The organism is Paenibacillus sp. GCM10027628 (assembly GCF_042676385.1).
Classification (GTDB): Bacteria; Bacillota; Bacilli; order Paenibacillales; family NBRC-103111; genus Paenibacillus_E.
This window is the reverse complement of record NZ_JBHTHA010000002.1, coordinates 242,742-258,813: the sequence shown is the minus strand read 5'-3', so window position 1 is coordinate 258,813 and position 16,072 is coordinate 242,742. Positions and strand designations below refer to the sequence as shown.

The following is a 16,072-nucleotide window of genomic DNA, read 5'->3' as shown; positions in this document are numbered from 1 at the left end:
CCAATGTTCGATTGGCCAAGTTTTTCCGGGGCTAAAAGGTTACTCTTCATGGAAAAAGAGATTTTCCCGTTATTTCCCGGGGGCAGCTGCTAGCTCCTTGTAAAATGATGCTTAGTACGTTCCACGAATTGGTTTTCTTTCGGTTAACCTATGGTAAAATAAGTGAAAAAAGCGTTTTCAAGGAGATGGACATGAGACCAGCCAAGTCGATCTTGGTCACCAAGATTACGCCGCCTCAGCTGAAAAAGAATACGCTGCAGCGGCAGTCGCTGAACAAACGGCTCAAGCAGGTGTTCGAATATCCGCTCACCATCGTGCAGAGCGGACCCGGCTACGGAAAAAGCACCGCGTTATCCTCATTTTTCCGCATGGAACGAATTGCGGTGTGCTGGTACAGCTGCGGCGAGCGCGAGGACGATCTGGTGCCGTTTTATCAATATTTGGTTCATGCGATACGCAAGCAGTATCCCGGTTTCGGCGAGCAATTAATGGCTTCCCTGGTCGAGGGTGCCTACGGCTCGGATGAGCAGGATCTGTATGTGCTAAGCGATACGCTCATGAATGAATTGACGCAAATCAGCGACGAAGTCGTCGTCGTTATCGATGATTTCCACCTTGTAGAACATTGCGTGCCTGTTAGCAAAAGCTTGGAATATATGGTTCGGCATCTTCCTCAGCAGGTACACCTTGTCATCTCCGTGCGAACCAAGCCTCGCTGGGATTCACTAACTGCTATGAAAGTAAAAGCGGAGCTGCTCGAACTGGGTGAATCGGATCTCATTTTCTCGGCTGAGGAAATTGATGTCCTGTTCACCGACTATTATGAACTCCCGCTCGGAGAGGCGGATGTTCACGCCATTTACCGGAAGACGGAAGGCTGGGTCATGGCCGTCCAAATGATATGGCAGCAGTTGACGCTGGGCAGAAATCTGGCACAAATTCTCGAACATGACGGGCGGTCGATGGACGATTTATTCCGCTTTCTGGCCATGGAGGTGTTCAGCAAACAGACGGAAGAGATTCGCGAGGCGCTTCTCCTTACCTGCATCTTCGATGATTTCCATGCCTCGCTGTGCAACAAGCTTTACGGTTGGAGCGATTCCCATTTAATGCTGGATCGGATATGCGGCCTGCGCTTATTTCTTTTCCAGACAGGAGAGCGTCAATACAGGTATCATGCCATGTTTCGTGAATTTCTGGTGCAGCGTTTGAAAAGCGATGAGACTCGCTTCCACGCCTTACATGAACGCGCTGCGCAGTATTATATCGAGTATCAGCAGCCGGAGGCGGCGCTTTATCATTACCAAATCATAGGAAACCAACAGGGAATTGCTTCTATTTTGCATGAATATGGGGAGATACTGGTCAAAACCGGGAGGCTCAGCAAACTGCTGGAGCTAACCCAAACTTTGCCGGATCACCTCCTCGACGACTATCCTTGGTTATGGGTTTATCAAGGTGAAGCGTACCGTTACCGCTGTTTGTATGATAAAGCGCATATTTGCTATGAGCGGGCCAAGGATTTGGCTGGACAATGGGTGAATGCCGGACGTGAGAACGATGGAGGCATCTTAATCAGGGCGTCTGCGCTGGAAGGGCAAGCACGCATTTTCCTCGATACGATCCAACCGAAAAAGGCCGACGCCTTACTCAAAGAGTCCTTGGAGCTTATTGAAAGCCTGGATGAACCGGCTAGAGGGTCCAATGAAGCTAATTTACGTCTCTTCAGCCTCCTTGCAGAAAATCTGGTCAATTCCGGCCGGGCCGCAGAAGCCCGGCAATGGGTCGTTCGCTGTCGTGAGCTGGATCCCGGTTTTAAGGACGACGTGCTGGAAATTCGCATGAACCTCCGAAGCGGGAAGCTGATGGCGGCGCTGCGTCAATTGGAGAAGCTGAAGCAGGAGGAGACCGTCAAGGGCGGCATCGTCCTTTCTCGCTCCCATCGCGAGCTGAACATCCTCGCTTCCTTGATGGAGTCGATGATCGGCAACCCCGATAAAGCGAAAGCTGCCGCCCAGGAGGGGATGCTGCAGGGCATCCGCACCGAATCGCCTTTCGTCGAAGCGTGCGGCTGGATGCGCATGGGTCATGCCGCACAGCTGCTGCCCAGCGTGCAGTTTGATGTGGTGCTGAACTGTTATCGCACCGCGCAGGAGATGATGGAAGGCCTCGAAGTTTCGCGAGGCAAAGCCGAGCCGCTGATGGGCCTGTGCTTGCTTCACGGCCGGGCGGGCTCGTTCGAGTCGGCACTGCAATACGGCAAGTTGGCGCTGCAGGAAACCGAGCAGGTTAGTGATAGCTGGCTTTCCGCATGGATTCGGCTAAGCATTGCGGTTGCGCACATCTATCATGGCAAGCTATCTGAATCTGACGAATTGATGGCCGGGGTAGAACTGCTTTTTGGCGAGTGCGGGGACAGTTACGGTTTAACAATCGCAATGCTATGGCGAACTTGGATCGCTTTTCAATCCGGGCGTGATAGGGAACGGGAGTTCCACGAACACCTCGAACGATTCCTTATCCTCATGCAGAATGGCGATTACGAATATCTGGTTCAAAAGCGAACGCTTTACGGGCCGAAGGACATACAGCAATTGGTCCCGATGCTGATTGCGGCGCAAAGCTGCCCGACCGTCAGTCATTACGCTTCTTTTCTTTTGTCCGGCCTAGGCTTGGAACAAGCGGCCTATCACCCTGGCTACACGCTCCGCGTTCAAACGCTGGGCGAATTCAAGGTTTTCCTGGGTGACAGAGAGCTCACGGATAAAGATTGGCAGCGTGGAAAGGCGAAGGAGCTTTTTCAATTATTAGTCGTCAAAAGGAAGCAGTTGATGCCAAAAGAAGAAATGCTGACGCTGCTCTACCCGGATTTGGATGAAAAAGCGGCGGTTCGGGATTTTAAAGTCGCCCTGAACGCCCTTCATTCCGCGCTTGAACCTGGACGACAGGCGCGTTCGAATCCGTTCTTTGTGCAGCGGCATGGCAATTCGTACGGCTTGAATTTGGCGTCCGGACTTATTCTGGACGTCGTCGAGTTTGAGGCGTATGCCAAATCCGCCTTGGAAGAAGCAAGCGGAGAGCGCACAGCGGTGCTGTTGGAAAAAGGATTGCAGCTGTACCATGGCGATTACATGCCGGACCGGCGCTATGACGACTGGTGTATTGAGGAGCGGGAACGGATACAGGTGTTATTCCTCAGATCATTGGAGCGCATGGCACAGTTGAACACCCACTCCGGGCAGTACGACCGAGCTATTCATTGGTGTGAGCGAATCGTACAGACCGATGCCTGCTGGGAGGAAGCGTACCGTTTGTTGATGTACTGCCATTACAAGCAGAACAATCGCAACCAGGCGCTCAAATGGTATTACCGCTGCTGTAAAGAACTGGACCGCGAGCTTGGCGTAACGCCGATGGATCGCACGAAGATGATGTACGATACCGTTATGCAGACGCATGTAACTGATTTGTAACCCCGCATGGATACAATGAAAATACGTAAGATCCATTATCCACTGAGGGGGCTTAACCATGTTAGTTAGAAAGTTAACGCGTATTGGCGCTATATCGATGATAGGGGCTGCAGTTGCATTAACAGGCTGCAGCCAAGGGAGTAACGGAACTGCAAGCTCAACGTCCAATGCAAGCACGACGCCTGCCGCGACTGTAAGCGCTTCAACGAACGCCCCTGCCGCCGGTTTAAATAAAACGCCGATCAAAATCGGCCTGCTGGCATCCAAAACGGGCGCACTGGAAAGCTACGGCAAACAGACCGAGCGCGGCTTCCAGCTTGGCATCGAATATGCGACCAAAGGAACGAAAGAAATTGCCGGCCGGCCTATTGAAATCATCGTGGAAGATACGGAAACGAAGCCGGATGTAGCGGTTCAGAAAGCGACGAAGCTGCTGGAAAAAGATAAAGTGGACCTGCTGGTAGGCTCCTCCAGCTCAGGCGATACCCTCGCCGTACTTCCTCTCGCCGAAGAGTACAAAAAGGTGATGATCGTCGAACCTGCGGTCGCCGACAGCATCACAGGCGCGAACTGGAACAAGTACATTTTCCGTACGGCGCGCAATTCCTCGCAGGATGCCGTCGCCGGAGCGGCCGCGATTGCCAAAAAAGACGTCAAAATCGCCACGTTTGCACCGGACAGCTCTTTTGGCCGGGATGGCATAGCCGCTTTCAAAACCGCGGCTTTGAAGCTCGGAGCGACGATTGTTACCGAGCAGTATGCGGATCCGAAGGCAACGGACTACACGGCAAACATCCAGAAAGTTGTCAGCGCGAAGCCGGACTACTTATTCGTTGTCTGGGCGGGTGCGAATTCACCTTGGAAGCAGTTCCAAGATATGAAAGTACAGCAGCAAGGCATCAAAATTTCAACCGGCGCCCCGGACATTGCTGCGCTGAAAACGATGAATGACCTGATCGGCATGGAAGGCTTCTCGGTCTATTATTATACGCTTCCACAAAACGACATTAACAAATGGCTCGTGGATGAGCACAAGAAGCGCTTCAACAACGAGGTGCCGGACCTGTTCACACCAGGCGGCATGTCTGCCGCACTTGCAGCGGTCGAATCGCTCAAAAAAACGAACGGAGATTCCTCCGCCGACAAGCTGATTCCTGCCATGGAGGGCATGTCATTCGATACGCCGAAGGGCAAAATGACCTTCCGCAAGGAAGATCATCAAGCGCTGCAGCCTTTGTATGCGGTAAGACTTGAGAAAAAAGACGGGTTCGATTATCCGGTGCCTGTACTCATCCGCGAGATGACGGCCGATGAAACGACACCGCCGATCCAAAACAAAAAATAAGCCTACGCAGCACACGGAGGAGACGCGATAACGGATTCGCCCTCCTCCGATTCCTATGTATTTCGTGCAGGAAGGGGTCAACCCATGGTACCGATTCTGGAAACGAAAGGATTGTCGATTACTTTCGGCGGCCATACTGCGGTGAGTGACGTTCATTTTCAAATGCCGCCCCACCATTTTAAATCGATCATCGGTCCTAATGGCGCCGGCAAGACGACGTTTTTCAACCTGCTTAGCGGACAGCTGAAGCCTTCATCGGGATCTATTTATTATAAGGGCAGGGACATCACCCGTTTATCCCCGACCGAACGGGCGAGGCTTGGCATTGGACGTTCTTTTCAACTGACGAACGTGTTTCCGAACTTGACGGTGCTTGAGAACGTCAGACTCGCCGTTCAGGCACAGGCGGGCATCCGCTACAACATGTTTGCGCATTTTCGCAAATTCAGTCACCTGGAGGAGCGAGCCTACGATCTGCTGCAAACGGTGCTGCTGAATGGCAAAGCCGAAGCGCTCGCCAAAAACCTCGCCCACGGGGAAAAAAGGAAGCTGGAAATCGCGATGCTTCTTGCGCTTGAGTCCGAAGTGCTTTTGTTAGACGAACCTACCGCCGGCATGTCGCTGGAGGAAGTGCCTGCGATCCTTGAAGTGATTCATAAGATCAAGCAGCAAGGCAATAAAACGATCATTCTCATTGAGCATAAGATGGACATGGTGCTCGATTTGTCGGATTCCATCCTGGTGCTATTCAACGGCAAGTTTCTGGCCGACGGTCCGGTAGCGGACATTATGCAGAACGAAATTGTGCAGTCTGCATACTTGGGAGGGCTGTACGATGACGCTTCTTAATGTACAGAACATCCATTCATATATCGACCAGTATCACATTTTGCAAGGGCTATCCTTTGAAGTAAACGAAGGCGAGATTACGGTTCTATTCGGCAGGAACGGAGCCGGCAAAACCACAACCCTACGTTCGATTATGGGTATGGTGCCGATCCGTAGTGGAGCCATCCACTATCAAGGAGATTCAATCGGCAATATGCCGACCTATGCGATATCACGCAAAGGGATTGGCTGTGTCCCTGAGGATCAAGGTATTTTCGGCGATCTGACTGTTGAAGAAAATATGAAAGTAGCCATGCAGAGGCGTGACGACGCTTCCCTGGAGCGGCAGGAGTGGATTTTGAATTTATTCCCCGATCTCAAAACGTTCTGGCACAAAAAAGCCGGCTTTCTCAGCGGCGGGCAAAAGCAGATGCTTTCGATCGCAAGAGCTTATGTCAATGACATTCAGCTGCTTTTGATCGACGAACCGAGCAAGGGGCTGGCGCCGATTATGGTCGAAAAGCTTATGCAGTCAATTTTGGAAATGAAAAAGAAAACAACGGTAGTCCTCGTGGAGCAGAACTATAGGATGGCGAGCTCGATCGGCGACCGATTCTATATCGTAGAAGAGGGACGCATCGTACGCGGAGGCGCCATGCCTGAGATGAAAGGCGACGCCGAACTTAGACGCAAATATTTGGGCATCGCGTGATGGATTTGCGAAGGAGGGACACTGCTTGGATGTACTTTTAAACCTTGCGATTAACGGGCTTGCGACAGGCATGCTGCTTTTTCTGCTGGCGGCTGGCCTGACGCTGATCTTCGGGCTTATGGACGTGCTGAATTTCAGCCATGGCGGATTATTTGCGTGGGGCGCTTACTCAGGGATCTGGTTTTATATGTTCTCGGGCAGCTTTATGATCGCCATTTTAGGTGCGATTGTGACCGGTTTGGGTCTTGGATTTTTAATGGAAAAATGGATTGTTCGCCCGGTTTACGGCAATCATGTCACCCAAATTCTAGTCACGCTTGGCGTCATGCTCGTGTTAAGCGAGATGTTGAAGGTCGTATGGGGGCCGAACCCGATTAACGTGCCTGTTCCAAGCTATCTCGATGGCAGCTGGCAAATCGCCGGCGTCATTTTCATCAAATACCGATTGTTCTTAATTGTTGCCGGACTTCTCGTATTCTCGGGTCTGCAAGTGCTGTTGAATCGAACCCGACTGGGGTTGATCGTGAGAGCCGGAGTGATCAATAAAGAGATGGTCGAGGCTTTGGGCGTCAATATTAAGCGAGTGTTCACCATGGTTTTTATGCTCGGTGCGGCGCTGGCTGCAATGGCCGGTGTATTCATCGCTCCCTATTCCGGCGTGATTCATGCTGAAATGGGCATGCAGTTCGCGATTTTGGCGTTCATCGTCGTCGTTATCGGCGGCATGGGAAGGATGAGCGGTACGTTATTCGCCTCGATTCTAGTCGGACTATCGGGAGCATTCATGGCCTATTTTGTGCCGGAGCTGTCGCTGGCCGTCAATATGCTCATCATGGTGGCAGTGCTGCTTCTCAAACCATCCGGGTTATTCGGAGCAAGGGGGTAAACGAAAGAATGTTAAGAGCGCTATCGAACCGATCCTTGCTTGTTTTTATCTTCATCGCCTTGCTCCTTGCGGTTTTCCCGCTCATTCATAATGAACGGGCGACTATGATCGTCATCACTCATATTTTCATTCTGGCCGTGTTTGCGATGAGTTACGACCTATTGCTTGGTTATACGGGAATCGTTTCTTTTGGGCATGTCATGTTTTTCGGGCTGGGCGCGTACAGTGTGGCGATTGTGATGCAAAAACTCGGTGCGACCATTCCTGCCCTGCTGCTGGCTGTAGCCGTTGGCGCTGTTTTATCGGCTATACTTAGCTATTTTGTCGGTATGCTGTCGCTTAGGCTAAAAAGCCATTATTATGCGATGCTGACGCTTGCTTTTTCAGGGCTATTCCTCGTTTTCGCTGAAAAATGGCGCTCATTGACCAAGGGCAACGATGGGTTTACTTTTTCCATCCCCGACCTCTTGAAAGATCGACTTACGTTCTATTACGTAGCGTTCATCGTCATGATCGTCGTATTCCTGATGCTGCGCAGATTCACATTGTCTCCGCTAGGCCGGGTGCTCCAATCGATCCGGGAAAATGAACAGCGCACCCAATCGCTCGGTTACGAAATTGTTCACTACAAAGTCATTGCCAGCATGGTGGCCGGAGTAGCTGCATCCGTGAGCGGTGCCTTGTATGTCGTGACATTGCGATTCGTCAATACCACCGTATTGTCCTTTGATTTAAACGTCGATGCCTTGCTGATGACAATTATCGGGGGCGTGGGTACGTTGTTTGGCGGCATACTAGGCGCGGCGATTATTGAGCTTGCACATGAACAATTGACCAGTTTAGCCAAAGTGCATTGGATCTTTGAGCGGTGGATCATCTTTTTCGGGTTGCTTTACATCCTGGTGGTCATGTTGTTCCCTAAAGGTATTGTCGGTACAGTCCGGCAGTGGAGGGACAATCGGCGGGAAAAAATATCGAGCGACGGGAGGGCTAAATAGAGATGGCTGACAATCAACAAGTGACGTCTTTTGTAGTGCGGTTTAGCCCGATGGGGCAGGAAGAGCATCCGGAGTCGAAACGGTGGCGCATTCGGGTGACACATGTGCAAGGACAGGAGGAAATGACCGTAGCTTCGATGGAAGAGCTGTGTGAACTGATGGAACAAATATTGGAGCGTGGATAGTAAGGATGAAGACTAATGCAGATTTGAAAATTGGCATACTCGGTACCGGGATTTACATCCCTGATCAGGTTATAACAGCCGGAGAGATCGCCGAAATCTCCGGTGTCCCGGAGCATATCGTCCGGACTAAGATGGGGATCACGCAAAAGCCGGTACCCAGTGAAGAAGACCACAGCTGTGCAATGGGCATCCGGGCCGCTCAAGCTGCACTCACGAAAACAGGAGTAGACCCGGCAGAAATCGATCTCGTGATTTACATCGGCGAGGAGTATAAGGAGTATCCTGTTTGGACGGCAGCCTTGAAGCTGCAGCATGAGATAGGCGCATTTAACGCATGGGGGTTCGATGCGGCTTTGCGCTGCAGCACGACCGTAATGGCGCTGAAGGTAGCGCAGAGTATGATGCGGGGAGATCCCGCGATCCAAACCGTGCTCCTTGCCGGCGGTTATCGCAACGGCGATCTTATCGATTACCGCAATCCGCGTACTCGGTTCATGTTTAACTTATCGGCGGGCGGCGGGGCGATTCTGCTGCGTAAAGGGCTGAACCGGAATCTTTTAATGGAGAGTGCATTAATCACGGATGGGTCTTTCTCCGAGGATGTCATTATTCCAGGTGGCGGAACGAAAAGCATTGGCGCGGGTCAGTCAGAGCGATTCGCCTCGGGTTGTTTTGATGTACCTGATCCTGAAGGCATGAAGGAACGGCTGGAACAGAAGTCGATGGCCAACTTTCTGGCCGTCGTGCGTTCTTCGCTGCAGCACAGCGGGTACACCGAGCAAGACATCGATTATATCGGCATTTTGCATATGAAAAAATCTGCCCATGACTACGTTTTAAACGAGCTCGGTCTTCGTGAGGATCAATCGATCTATTTGAGCGACTACGGGCATATGGGGCAGATCGATCAAATCTTATCGCTGGAACTGGCTATTCAATCAGGTCAAATCAAGCCTGGTTCCGTCGTCGTTCTTGTCAGTGCAGGGATCGGCTACGCATGGGGTGCAACTACTTTGAGATGGGGGTAGATGGAATGAACAATGTCGAACTGAAATCCGTAGAACTGAGTAATGGGGAAACATTAGCTTATCGGGTTCGATCCGGCGGGGAAGAACCGCTCCTGCTCGTACATGGAAATATGTCATCATCGTTGTTTTTTGATGTGCTTTTTGAAAGCTTGGATGCCAGATTTCAAGTGGTTGCCGTTGACTTACGTGGGTTTGGGCTTTCTACTTACAAGACTCCGATTCGCCGGATCGAGGATTTTTCCGATGACTTACTGTTGTTTGCGGATGCAGTAGGGTTACATGAATTTTCCATTCTTGGCTGGTCGACCGGTGGGGGGGCGGCGCTTCATTTAGCCTCGATGATCCCTGATCGTGTTCGTTCTGTAATTTTAATGGCATCGATGTCGACGAGAGGCTATCCTTTCTACGGTCCAGAGTCTGATGAGACAGGATCTCCGCCACAGCGGCTAACGACTCGGGAGGAAATAGCTGCACAAGAGAAATCTCAGGTGATGGCGGGAGCCATTGAACGGGGCGACAAAGCTTTTTTACGTGCCGTCTTCGATGCCGCCGTATTTACGTATGGGAAGCCGACGGAAGAAAGGTACGAAGCCTATCTGGATGAAATGCTGCTGCAGCGCAATCTAGTAGATGTGTACCATGCGCTCAATGTATTCAACATGACGAATGAGCCGCATGCAAGCTCGCTGGGTACAGGCGCTCTGAATCGTGTGAGCTGTCCTGTTCTCTGCATTCAAGGAACGGATGATCTGGTCATCACCCGGCAAATGACAGAGGAATTAGTGCAAGATTTGGGTGACAGATTGAAGCTGGTAGAAGGCCAAGGCTTCGGACATGCGCCGCAAATCGATGATACAGAATGGCTCGCACGTCATATTTCCCAATTCGTTCTGTCGTAATTGAAGGAGATGAGTACAAATTGCGTTTAGCTGGGAAAGTTGCAATCATTACAGGCGGCGGCAGCGGAATTGGGAAAGAAGCGTGCCAATTGTTTGCACGTGAAGGAGCAAAAGTGATCGTTGCTGAGTATAACGAGCAGGCCGGGCAAGAAACGGCCGCTTGGATCCGAGCAGCAGGCGGCGAAGCGATGAGTATACAAACGGATGTATCAGACTTGGACAGCGTTGAGCGCATGGTGGCTCAAACACTCGAGCAATTCAGCCATATCGATATTCTGATCAATAATGCGGGAATCACGCAGGACGCAATGTTATCCAAAATGACACTTGAACAGTGGCACCGAGTCCTGAACGTCAACCTGAACGGCGTGTTTTACTGCACGCGTACGGTGGCTCCGCATATGGTTAAACAAGGCAGCGGCAAGATCATCAATACCTCCTCTATCGTAGGCGTTCAAGGCAACCTCGGTCAAACGAATTATGCGGCAGCGAAAGCCGGAGTCATTGGCATCACGAAGACGTGGGCAAAAGAACTTGGTTTCAAAGGGATTAACGTTAACGCGGTAGCGCCTGGCTATGTGGAGACAGGAATGGTAGCAACCGTGCCCGAAAAAGTGCTTCAAGGAATGCTGGAAAAGGTACCATTGCGCAGACTCGGCAAGCCTTCGGACATTGCCAGCGCTTATTTGTTCTTGGCATCGTCTGAGGCCGATTACGTAAATGGAACCGTTCTGGAAGTGAATGGCGGGTTATCGATATAAAAATAAAATACAAGTTATGGAAAGAAAGCCGGAGAGGTTTAAGCTCTTTGGCTTTCTTTTGATCAGGGGAGGACGTGGGGCTCACCTTTCTAAGCGAGATCGACGATATGGAGCGCTGATCGAAGCTGGAACGATGTTATTCAGCGTTAGAGACGTAAAAAGTAAATGGAAACGAGTGAATAGCGATGTTTTTCAGCATTACAGAGTAGAAAAAGGCAGTATGGTGAGTCAGAGCGAAGCAATAGCGATGGTTTTGAGGCTATCGATTTATTGGAGATAGTTTTGACGTGAACGGAAACATGCAGAGAATGTATATGATTTTTCGTATTCATTTACAGAATCAGGGCCCAAATCGCGTTTTGTGTATGAAATTTCGAATAGAATCGACTGATTCGATGTGTGCGCCGCTCATTTTGTATGATTTTTCGCATACATTTTGTGGTCCCCGCAGATTTCCGAAGGTATGAACAGTTAATCGACAGCCTCGTTTTCATCGTTACTGATTTGAAGAGGGTAGATGCCATGCCTAATTTCATCCTAATTCGCAAATGTATGGATATACACGCAAAAGAACCGTTTGGGAAAACCGGAAGCCCGGGAAGACCTTGACGGTTTTTCTTTGTTATATAATATTAAAATTATATTTAAATTATTATTGCATATTCAATGATTAAAGATATATAATATAAATAATAATCAAATGCTGTAGTAATACAATTGCAACGAAATGTTGAGGGGAGAGATGATTATGGGTAGCCTGGCATCATCGATGGAGTTCGAAAGAAGAAAGTTTGAAAGACTTAGCCCTTATGATTTTACGAGTCCGGTATCAGGTCGTGTGAAATGTAACGAACACGATGAATGCGGGGAAACTGCCTTATATCCATTGTCTCCTTTGTCTTTGACGCTGTATTTTGCTTTTGATTATGAAACGGAAATTGGATAAATCCGGGCAATGCCCATACAATCACATGTAAAGCCTGCCGTTATTCGGTAGGCTTTTTCTTTGTACCATGGCATTCTCCCCATGACTCAGGTGTGCGTTAAAGGAACACATCGGCTCACTATCCCCGTGGCTCAGAGGTGCGCAGAAGCAATACATCATCGCACTATCCTCGTGGCTCAGAGGTGAGCTGATGTAACACATCATCGCATTATCCCCACAGCTCAGATGAGCGTTAAAGGAACACCTCAGCGAATCTCCCCATGGTTCAGAGGTGCGCTGAAGAAACACCTCAGCGCACTATCCTCGCGGCTCAGGTGTGCGCTGAAAGAACAGATCGGCGCACTATCCCCGCGGCTCAGAGATGCGCTGAAGGAACAGATCATCGCACTATCCCCGTTGCTCAGTGGTACGTTGAAGGAACCCTCATCGCACTATCCCCATGGCTCAGGCTGCGTTTGAAGAACACCTCAGCGCACTATCCCCGAGGCTCAGACTGCGTTTGAAGAACACCTCAGCGCACTATCCCCATGTCTCAGAGAAGTTCGGGCGAATGTGATGGACATGATTACGGAGGTGATAATGGTGCCTTTATGATTGTGTCTTTATCAGACGTTTGTAACTTATATAAGTCGGGATTTAGAGTTTTATTGCCTTCATGGTTATTCGGAGGTTTGGTGATTCTGAGTGTAAGGGATAGTGGCGATAAGGGGGGCCGAAAAGAAATAAACAAACAATCTGTATTATATAATAAATAAAATTATTATAATTTTATAAAACAGTATTGAACATATTACGTTCATGTGTTATATATTATATTAACAACAACAAATTGTATTAATACATTCAGAGGAGGAGACAACAATGGATTGTCCGACATGTCAAGGTAATGGGGATTTGGAAGAAATGAGAAGCACAGATGAGCAGCTTCAAAAAGAAGGGGCTTGCATCACTTTCGGTCATGATCGGGTGTTGTGGCCGAATACTTGCCCGGTTTGCGGTGGCAGCGGTTTTCTGGACGTATCTTTTTAATCAAACAAACCCACTTAAAGGAGTGCAATAATCATGAGCCAACAACGTCAAACCGAGCAACGTCAAAGAGAACAACTGCAAGCAAGCTGGAGTTCCAAGCGATTTAATGGAGTGACTCGCCCTTATTCAATTGAAGATGTACTTCGACTGCGAGGTTCTGTGATGATCGAGCAGACGTTAGCCGAGCAGGGGGCTCGTAAGTTTTGGCAGCGGGTTAATGAAGAGGATTTTGTACCCGCACTTGGGGCTCTTACCGGTAATCAAGCCGTACAGCAAGCTAAAGCAGGATTAAAAGCCATTTATTTAAGCGGTTGGCAAGTTGCCGCAGACGCGAATTTATCCGGTCATATGTATCCCGATCAAAGTCTTTACCCAGCCAATAGCGTACCGAGTGTGGTGAAAAGAATTAATCAGGCGCTGCAGCGCGCGGATCAAATCCAACATGCAGAAGGCAAGGGCGGTATCGATTTTTACCTTCCAATCGTGGCTGATGCAGAAGCTGGATTCGGCGGACCGCTTAATGTGTTCGAGCTGATGAAGAGTATGATTGAAGCGGGTGCGGCTGCTGTCCATTTTGAGGATCAATTATCTTCCGAAAAGAAATGCGGTCATTTGGGCGGCAAAGTGCTGCTGCCGACGCAGCAAGCTGTAAGAAACTTGATCGCTGCAAGGCTCGCTGCAGACGTGATGGGTGTGGAGACAGTGCTGATCGCACGGACGGACGCGAACGCAGCAAGTCTGCTCACGAGCGATATCGACGACAATGATAAGCCTTTCGTCACCGGCGAGCGCTCACCTGAAGGTTTCTTCTATGTAAACGCCGGACTGGATCAAGCGATTTCCCGCGGTCTTGCTTATGCGCCATTCGCGGATTTGGTTTGGTGTGAAACGTCCGAGCCGAACTTGGAGGAGGCAAGACGTTTTGCTGAGGCGATTCATGCAAAGTTTCCGGGCAAGCTGCTCGCTTACAACTGCTCGCCATCGTTTAACTGGAAGAAGAAGCTGGATGAGCCTACCATCGCCAAATTCCAGCAAGAACTCGGCAAAATGGGCTATAAGTTCCAGTTCGTGACATTGGCTGGCTTCCATGCGTTGAACCACAGCATGTTTGAGCTGGCTCACGATTATAAAGATCGCGGCATGGCAGCGTACTCTCAGTTCCAACAGACCGAATTTGCTAGCGAATCGAGAGGTTATGAAGCGACTCGCCATCAGCGTGAGGTAGGAACCGGGTATTTTGATGAAGTGTCGCAAGTCATTACGAGCGGAACGTCTTCTACAACTGCGCTCTCCGGATCGACGGAAGCGGAACAATTTGCCCATTGATGCCGGAAATCAAAGGAGATGAGACTATTGATCGATCAAACATTACCAACGGGTATTGATCTCCTCCACAACTCCGTAAGCAGGGGGGAGCGGGAGAAAATTCTCACACCGGAAGCGCTGGAGTTCGTAGCTACTCTGGAGCGTACCTTTGGAGCAAAAAGGCGTGAGCTGCTGGAACAGCGGAATCTGAGGCAAAGCCGTATTGACGCAGGTGAATTGCCGGATTTCCAGGAAGTTACAGCAACGGTTCGCGGCAGTGAGTGGACGGTTGCGCCGATTCCTGCGGATCTTCAAGACCGCCGAGTTGAGATCACAGGTCCGGCAGGCGACCGGAAGATGGTCATTAATGCGTTCAATTCGGGCGCATACGTATATATGGCCGACTTCGAAGACGCCAACTCACCAACTTGGGAGAACACGATCGACGGTCAAGTGAATTTGAGGGATGCGGTGCTTCGAAATATTAGCTTTACGAGTCCCGATGGAAAAACTTACCGGTTGCAGGATCGTACCGCTGTGTTGAAAGTTCGTCCACGCGGCTGGCATCTTGAAGAGAAGCATATGTACGTTGACGGGAACGCCGTTTCCGGATCGCTTTTTGATTTTGGACTTTTCTTTTTCCATAATGCGCACGAATTAATCCGGCAAGGCAGCGGGCCTTATTTTTACTTGCCCAAGCTGGAGAGCCATCAGGAGGCGCGCCTTTGGAATGATGTCTTCGTCTTTGCCCAGCAGCAACTGGGAATTCCGCAAGGTACGATTAAAGCAACCGTGCTGATCGAGACGATCGTCGCCGCTTTTGAAATGGATGAAATTTTGTATGAACTTCGAGAACATAGCGCAGGGCTGAACTGCGGGCGATGGGATTACATCTTCAGCTATATTAAAAAGCTGCGGAAGCAGCCTCATGTCATCGTCCCTGACCGGGCGCTGGTCACGATGGAATCGCCATTTATGAAAGCCTACTCGCTGCTAGCGATTCAGACGTGCCATAAGCGCCAAGCCCCTTGTATTGGCGGGATGGCTGCGCAGATTCCGGTGAAGAACGATCCGCAAGCGAATGATGAAGCGATGGCCAAAGTAAAGGCGGATAAACTTCGCGAGGTGACGAACGGTCATGACGGTACTTGGGTGGCCCATCCTGGACTGGTACCTGTTGCGAAAGCTGTTTTTGATGAACATATGCCTACGTCTAACCAGATGGATCGGCAGTTGACTGACATCCGGATTACAGCTGAACAACTGCTTGAGGTGCCTCAAGGGCGGATCACGGAGAAAGGGATTCGGACCAACGTCAGCGTCGGCATTCAATACTTGGAAGCATGGCTTCGGGGGTATGGCGCCGTTCCCATCAATAATTTGATGGAAGACGTCGCTACCGCGGAAATATCCCGCGCCCAGTTATGGCAATGGATTCATCATCCGAAGGGGATTCTCGATGACGGTCGCGATGTAACGGCGGATCTGTTCCAGCAGATTCAATATGAAGAATTGGAAAAGATTAAATCAACCATTGGTGAAGAAGCGCTTCAGCATAGAAAGTTTGATCTGGCAAGTGCGCTTTTTACGCAGATGACGGTTTCGCCGGAATTCGAATCCTTTTTAACCGAGCAAGGGTATCGACATTTATAGAGATTGGACAGGGCCTTCGTGAAG

The 16,072-nt window shown here is 50.1% G+C and carries 13 protein-coding genes; all 13 read left to right on the top strand.

Annotation, left to right across the window (positions count from 1 at the left end):
• The first annotated feature begins 191 nt into the window (after nt 1-191).
• A complete protein-coding gene (locus tag ACFQZT_RS02425) occupies nt 192-3,473 on the top strand; it encodes an AfsR/SARP family transcriptional regulator (RefSeq protein ID WP_379296180.1) in 3,282 nt (1,093 codons plus the stop codon).
• Nucleotides 3,474-3,570: 97 nt separating this feature from the next.
• Entirely contained in the window at nt 3,571-4,818 is a 1,248-nt protein-coding gene (locus ACFQZT_RS02420; protein WP_379297914.1) for a substrate-binding domain-containing protein, read from the top strand.
• A gap of 84 nt (nt 4,819-4,902) precedes the next feature.
• Nucleotides 4,903-5,667, top strand: a complete 765-nt coding sequence (locus ACFQZT_RS02415; RefSeq protein ID WP_379296178.1) for an ABC transporter ATP-binding protein — start codon at nt 4,903-4,905, stop codon at nt 5,665-5,667.
• Nucleotides 5,654-6,358, top strand: coding sequence for an ABC transporter ATP-binding protein (locus tag ACFQZT_RS02410; RefSeq protein WP_379296176.1), 705 nt, complete (start codon nt 5,654-5,656; stop codon nt 6,356-6,358). The genes ACFQZT_RS02415 and ACFQZT_RS02410 overlap by 14 nt, the downstream gene beginning before the upstream one ends.
• 25 nt (nt 6,359-6,383) lie before the next feature.
• A complete protein-coding gene (locus ACFQZT_RS02405; RefSeq protein WP_379296174.1) occupies nt 6,384-7,244 on the top strand; it encodes a branched-chain amino acid ABC transporter permease in 861 nt (286 codons plus the stop codon).
• 8 nt (nt 7,245-7,252) lie between these two features.
• Complete coding sequence (locus tag ACFQZT_RS02400; protein ID WP_379296172.1) at nt 7,253-8,242, top strand: branched-chain amino acid ABC transporter permease; 990 nt, start codon at nt 7,253-7,255, stop codon at nt 8,240-8,242.
• Between the two features lie 2 nt (nt 8,243-8,244).
• Entirely contained in the window at nt 8,245-8,427 is a 183-nt protein-coding gene (locus ACFQZT_RS02395; protein WP_379296170.1) for a hypothetical protein, read from the top strand.
• Nucleotides 8,428-8,432: 5 nt separating this feature from the next.
• Nucleotides 8,433-9,455 carry a 3-oxoacyl-ACP synthase gene (locus ACFQZT_RS02390; RefSeq protein WP_379296168.1) on the top strand — a complete coding sequence of 341 codons (1,023 nt, stop codon included), beginning with the start codon at nt 8,433-8,435 and terminating at the stop codon, nt 9,453-9,455.
• 5 nt (nt 9,456-9,460) lie between these two features.
• Nucleotides 9,461-10,354, top strand: coding sequence for an intracellular short-chain-length polyhydroxyalkanoate depolymerase (gene phaZ / locus ACFQZT_RS02385; protein ID WP_379296166.1), 894 nt, complete (start codon nt 9,461-9,463; stop codon nt 10,352-10,354).
• A gap of 20 nt (nt 10,355-10,374) precedes the next feature.
• A complete protein-coding gene (fabG, locus tag ACFQZT_RS02380) occupies nt 10,375-11,115 on the top strand; it encodes a 3-oxoacyl-ACP reductase FabG (protein ID WP_379296164.1) in 741 nt (246 codons plus the stop codon).
• A 1,807-nt stretch (nt 11,116-12,922) separates the two neighbouring features.
• Entirely contained in the window at nt 12,923-13,090 is a 168-nt protein-coding gene (locus ACFQZT_RS02375; protein ID WP_379296162.1) for a hypothetical protein, read from the top strand.
• 33 nt (nt 13,091-13,123) lie between these two features.
• Nucleotides 13,124-14,416, top strand: a complete 1,293-nt coding sequence (aceA, locus tag ACFQZT_RS02370) for an isocitrate lyase (RefSeq protein ID WP_379296160.1) — start codon at nt 13,124-13,126, stop codon at nt 14,414-14,416.
• Between the two features lie 18 nt (nt 14,417-14,434).
• Nucleotides 14,435-16,048, top strand: a complete 1,614-nt coding sequence (gene aceB, locus ACFQZT_RS02365; protein ID WP_460871441.1) for a malate synthase A — start codon at nt 14,435-14,437, stop codon at nt 16,046-16,048.
• Nucleotides 16,049-16,072: the final 24 nt, after the last annotated feature.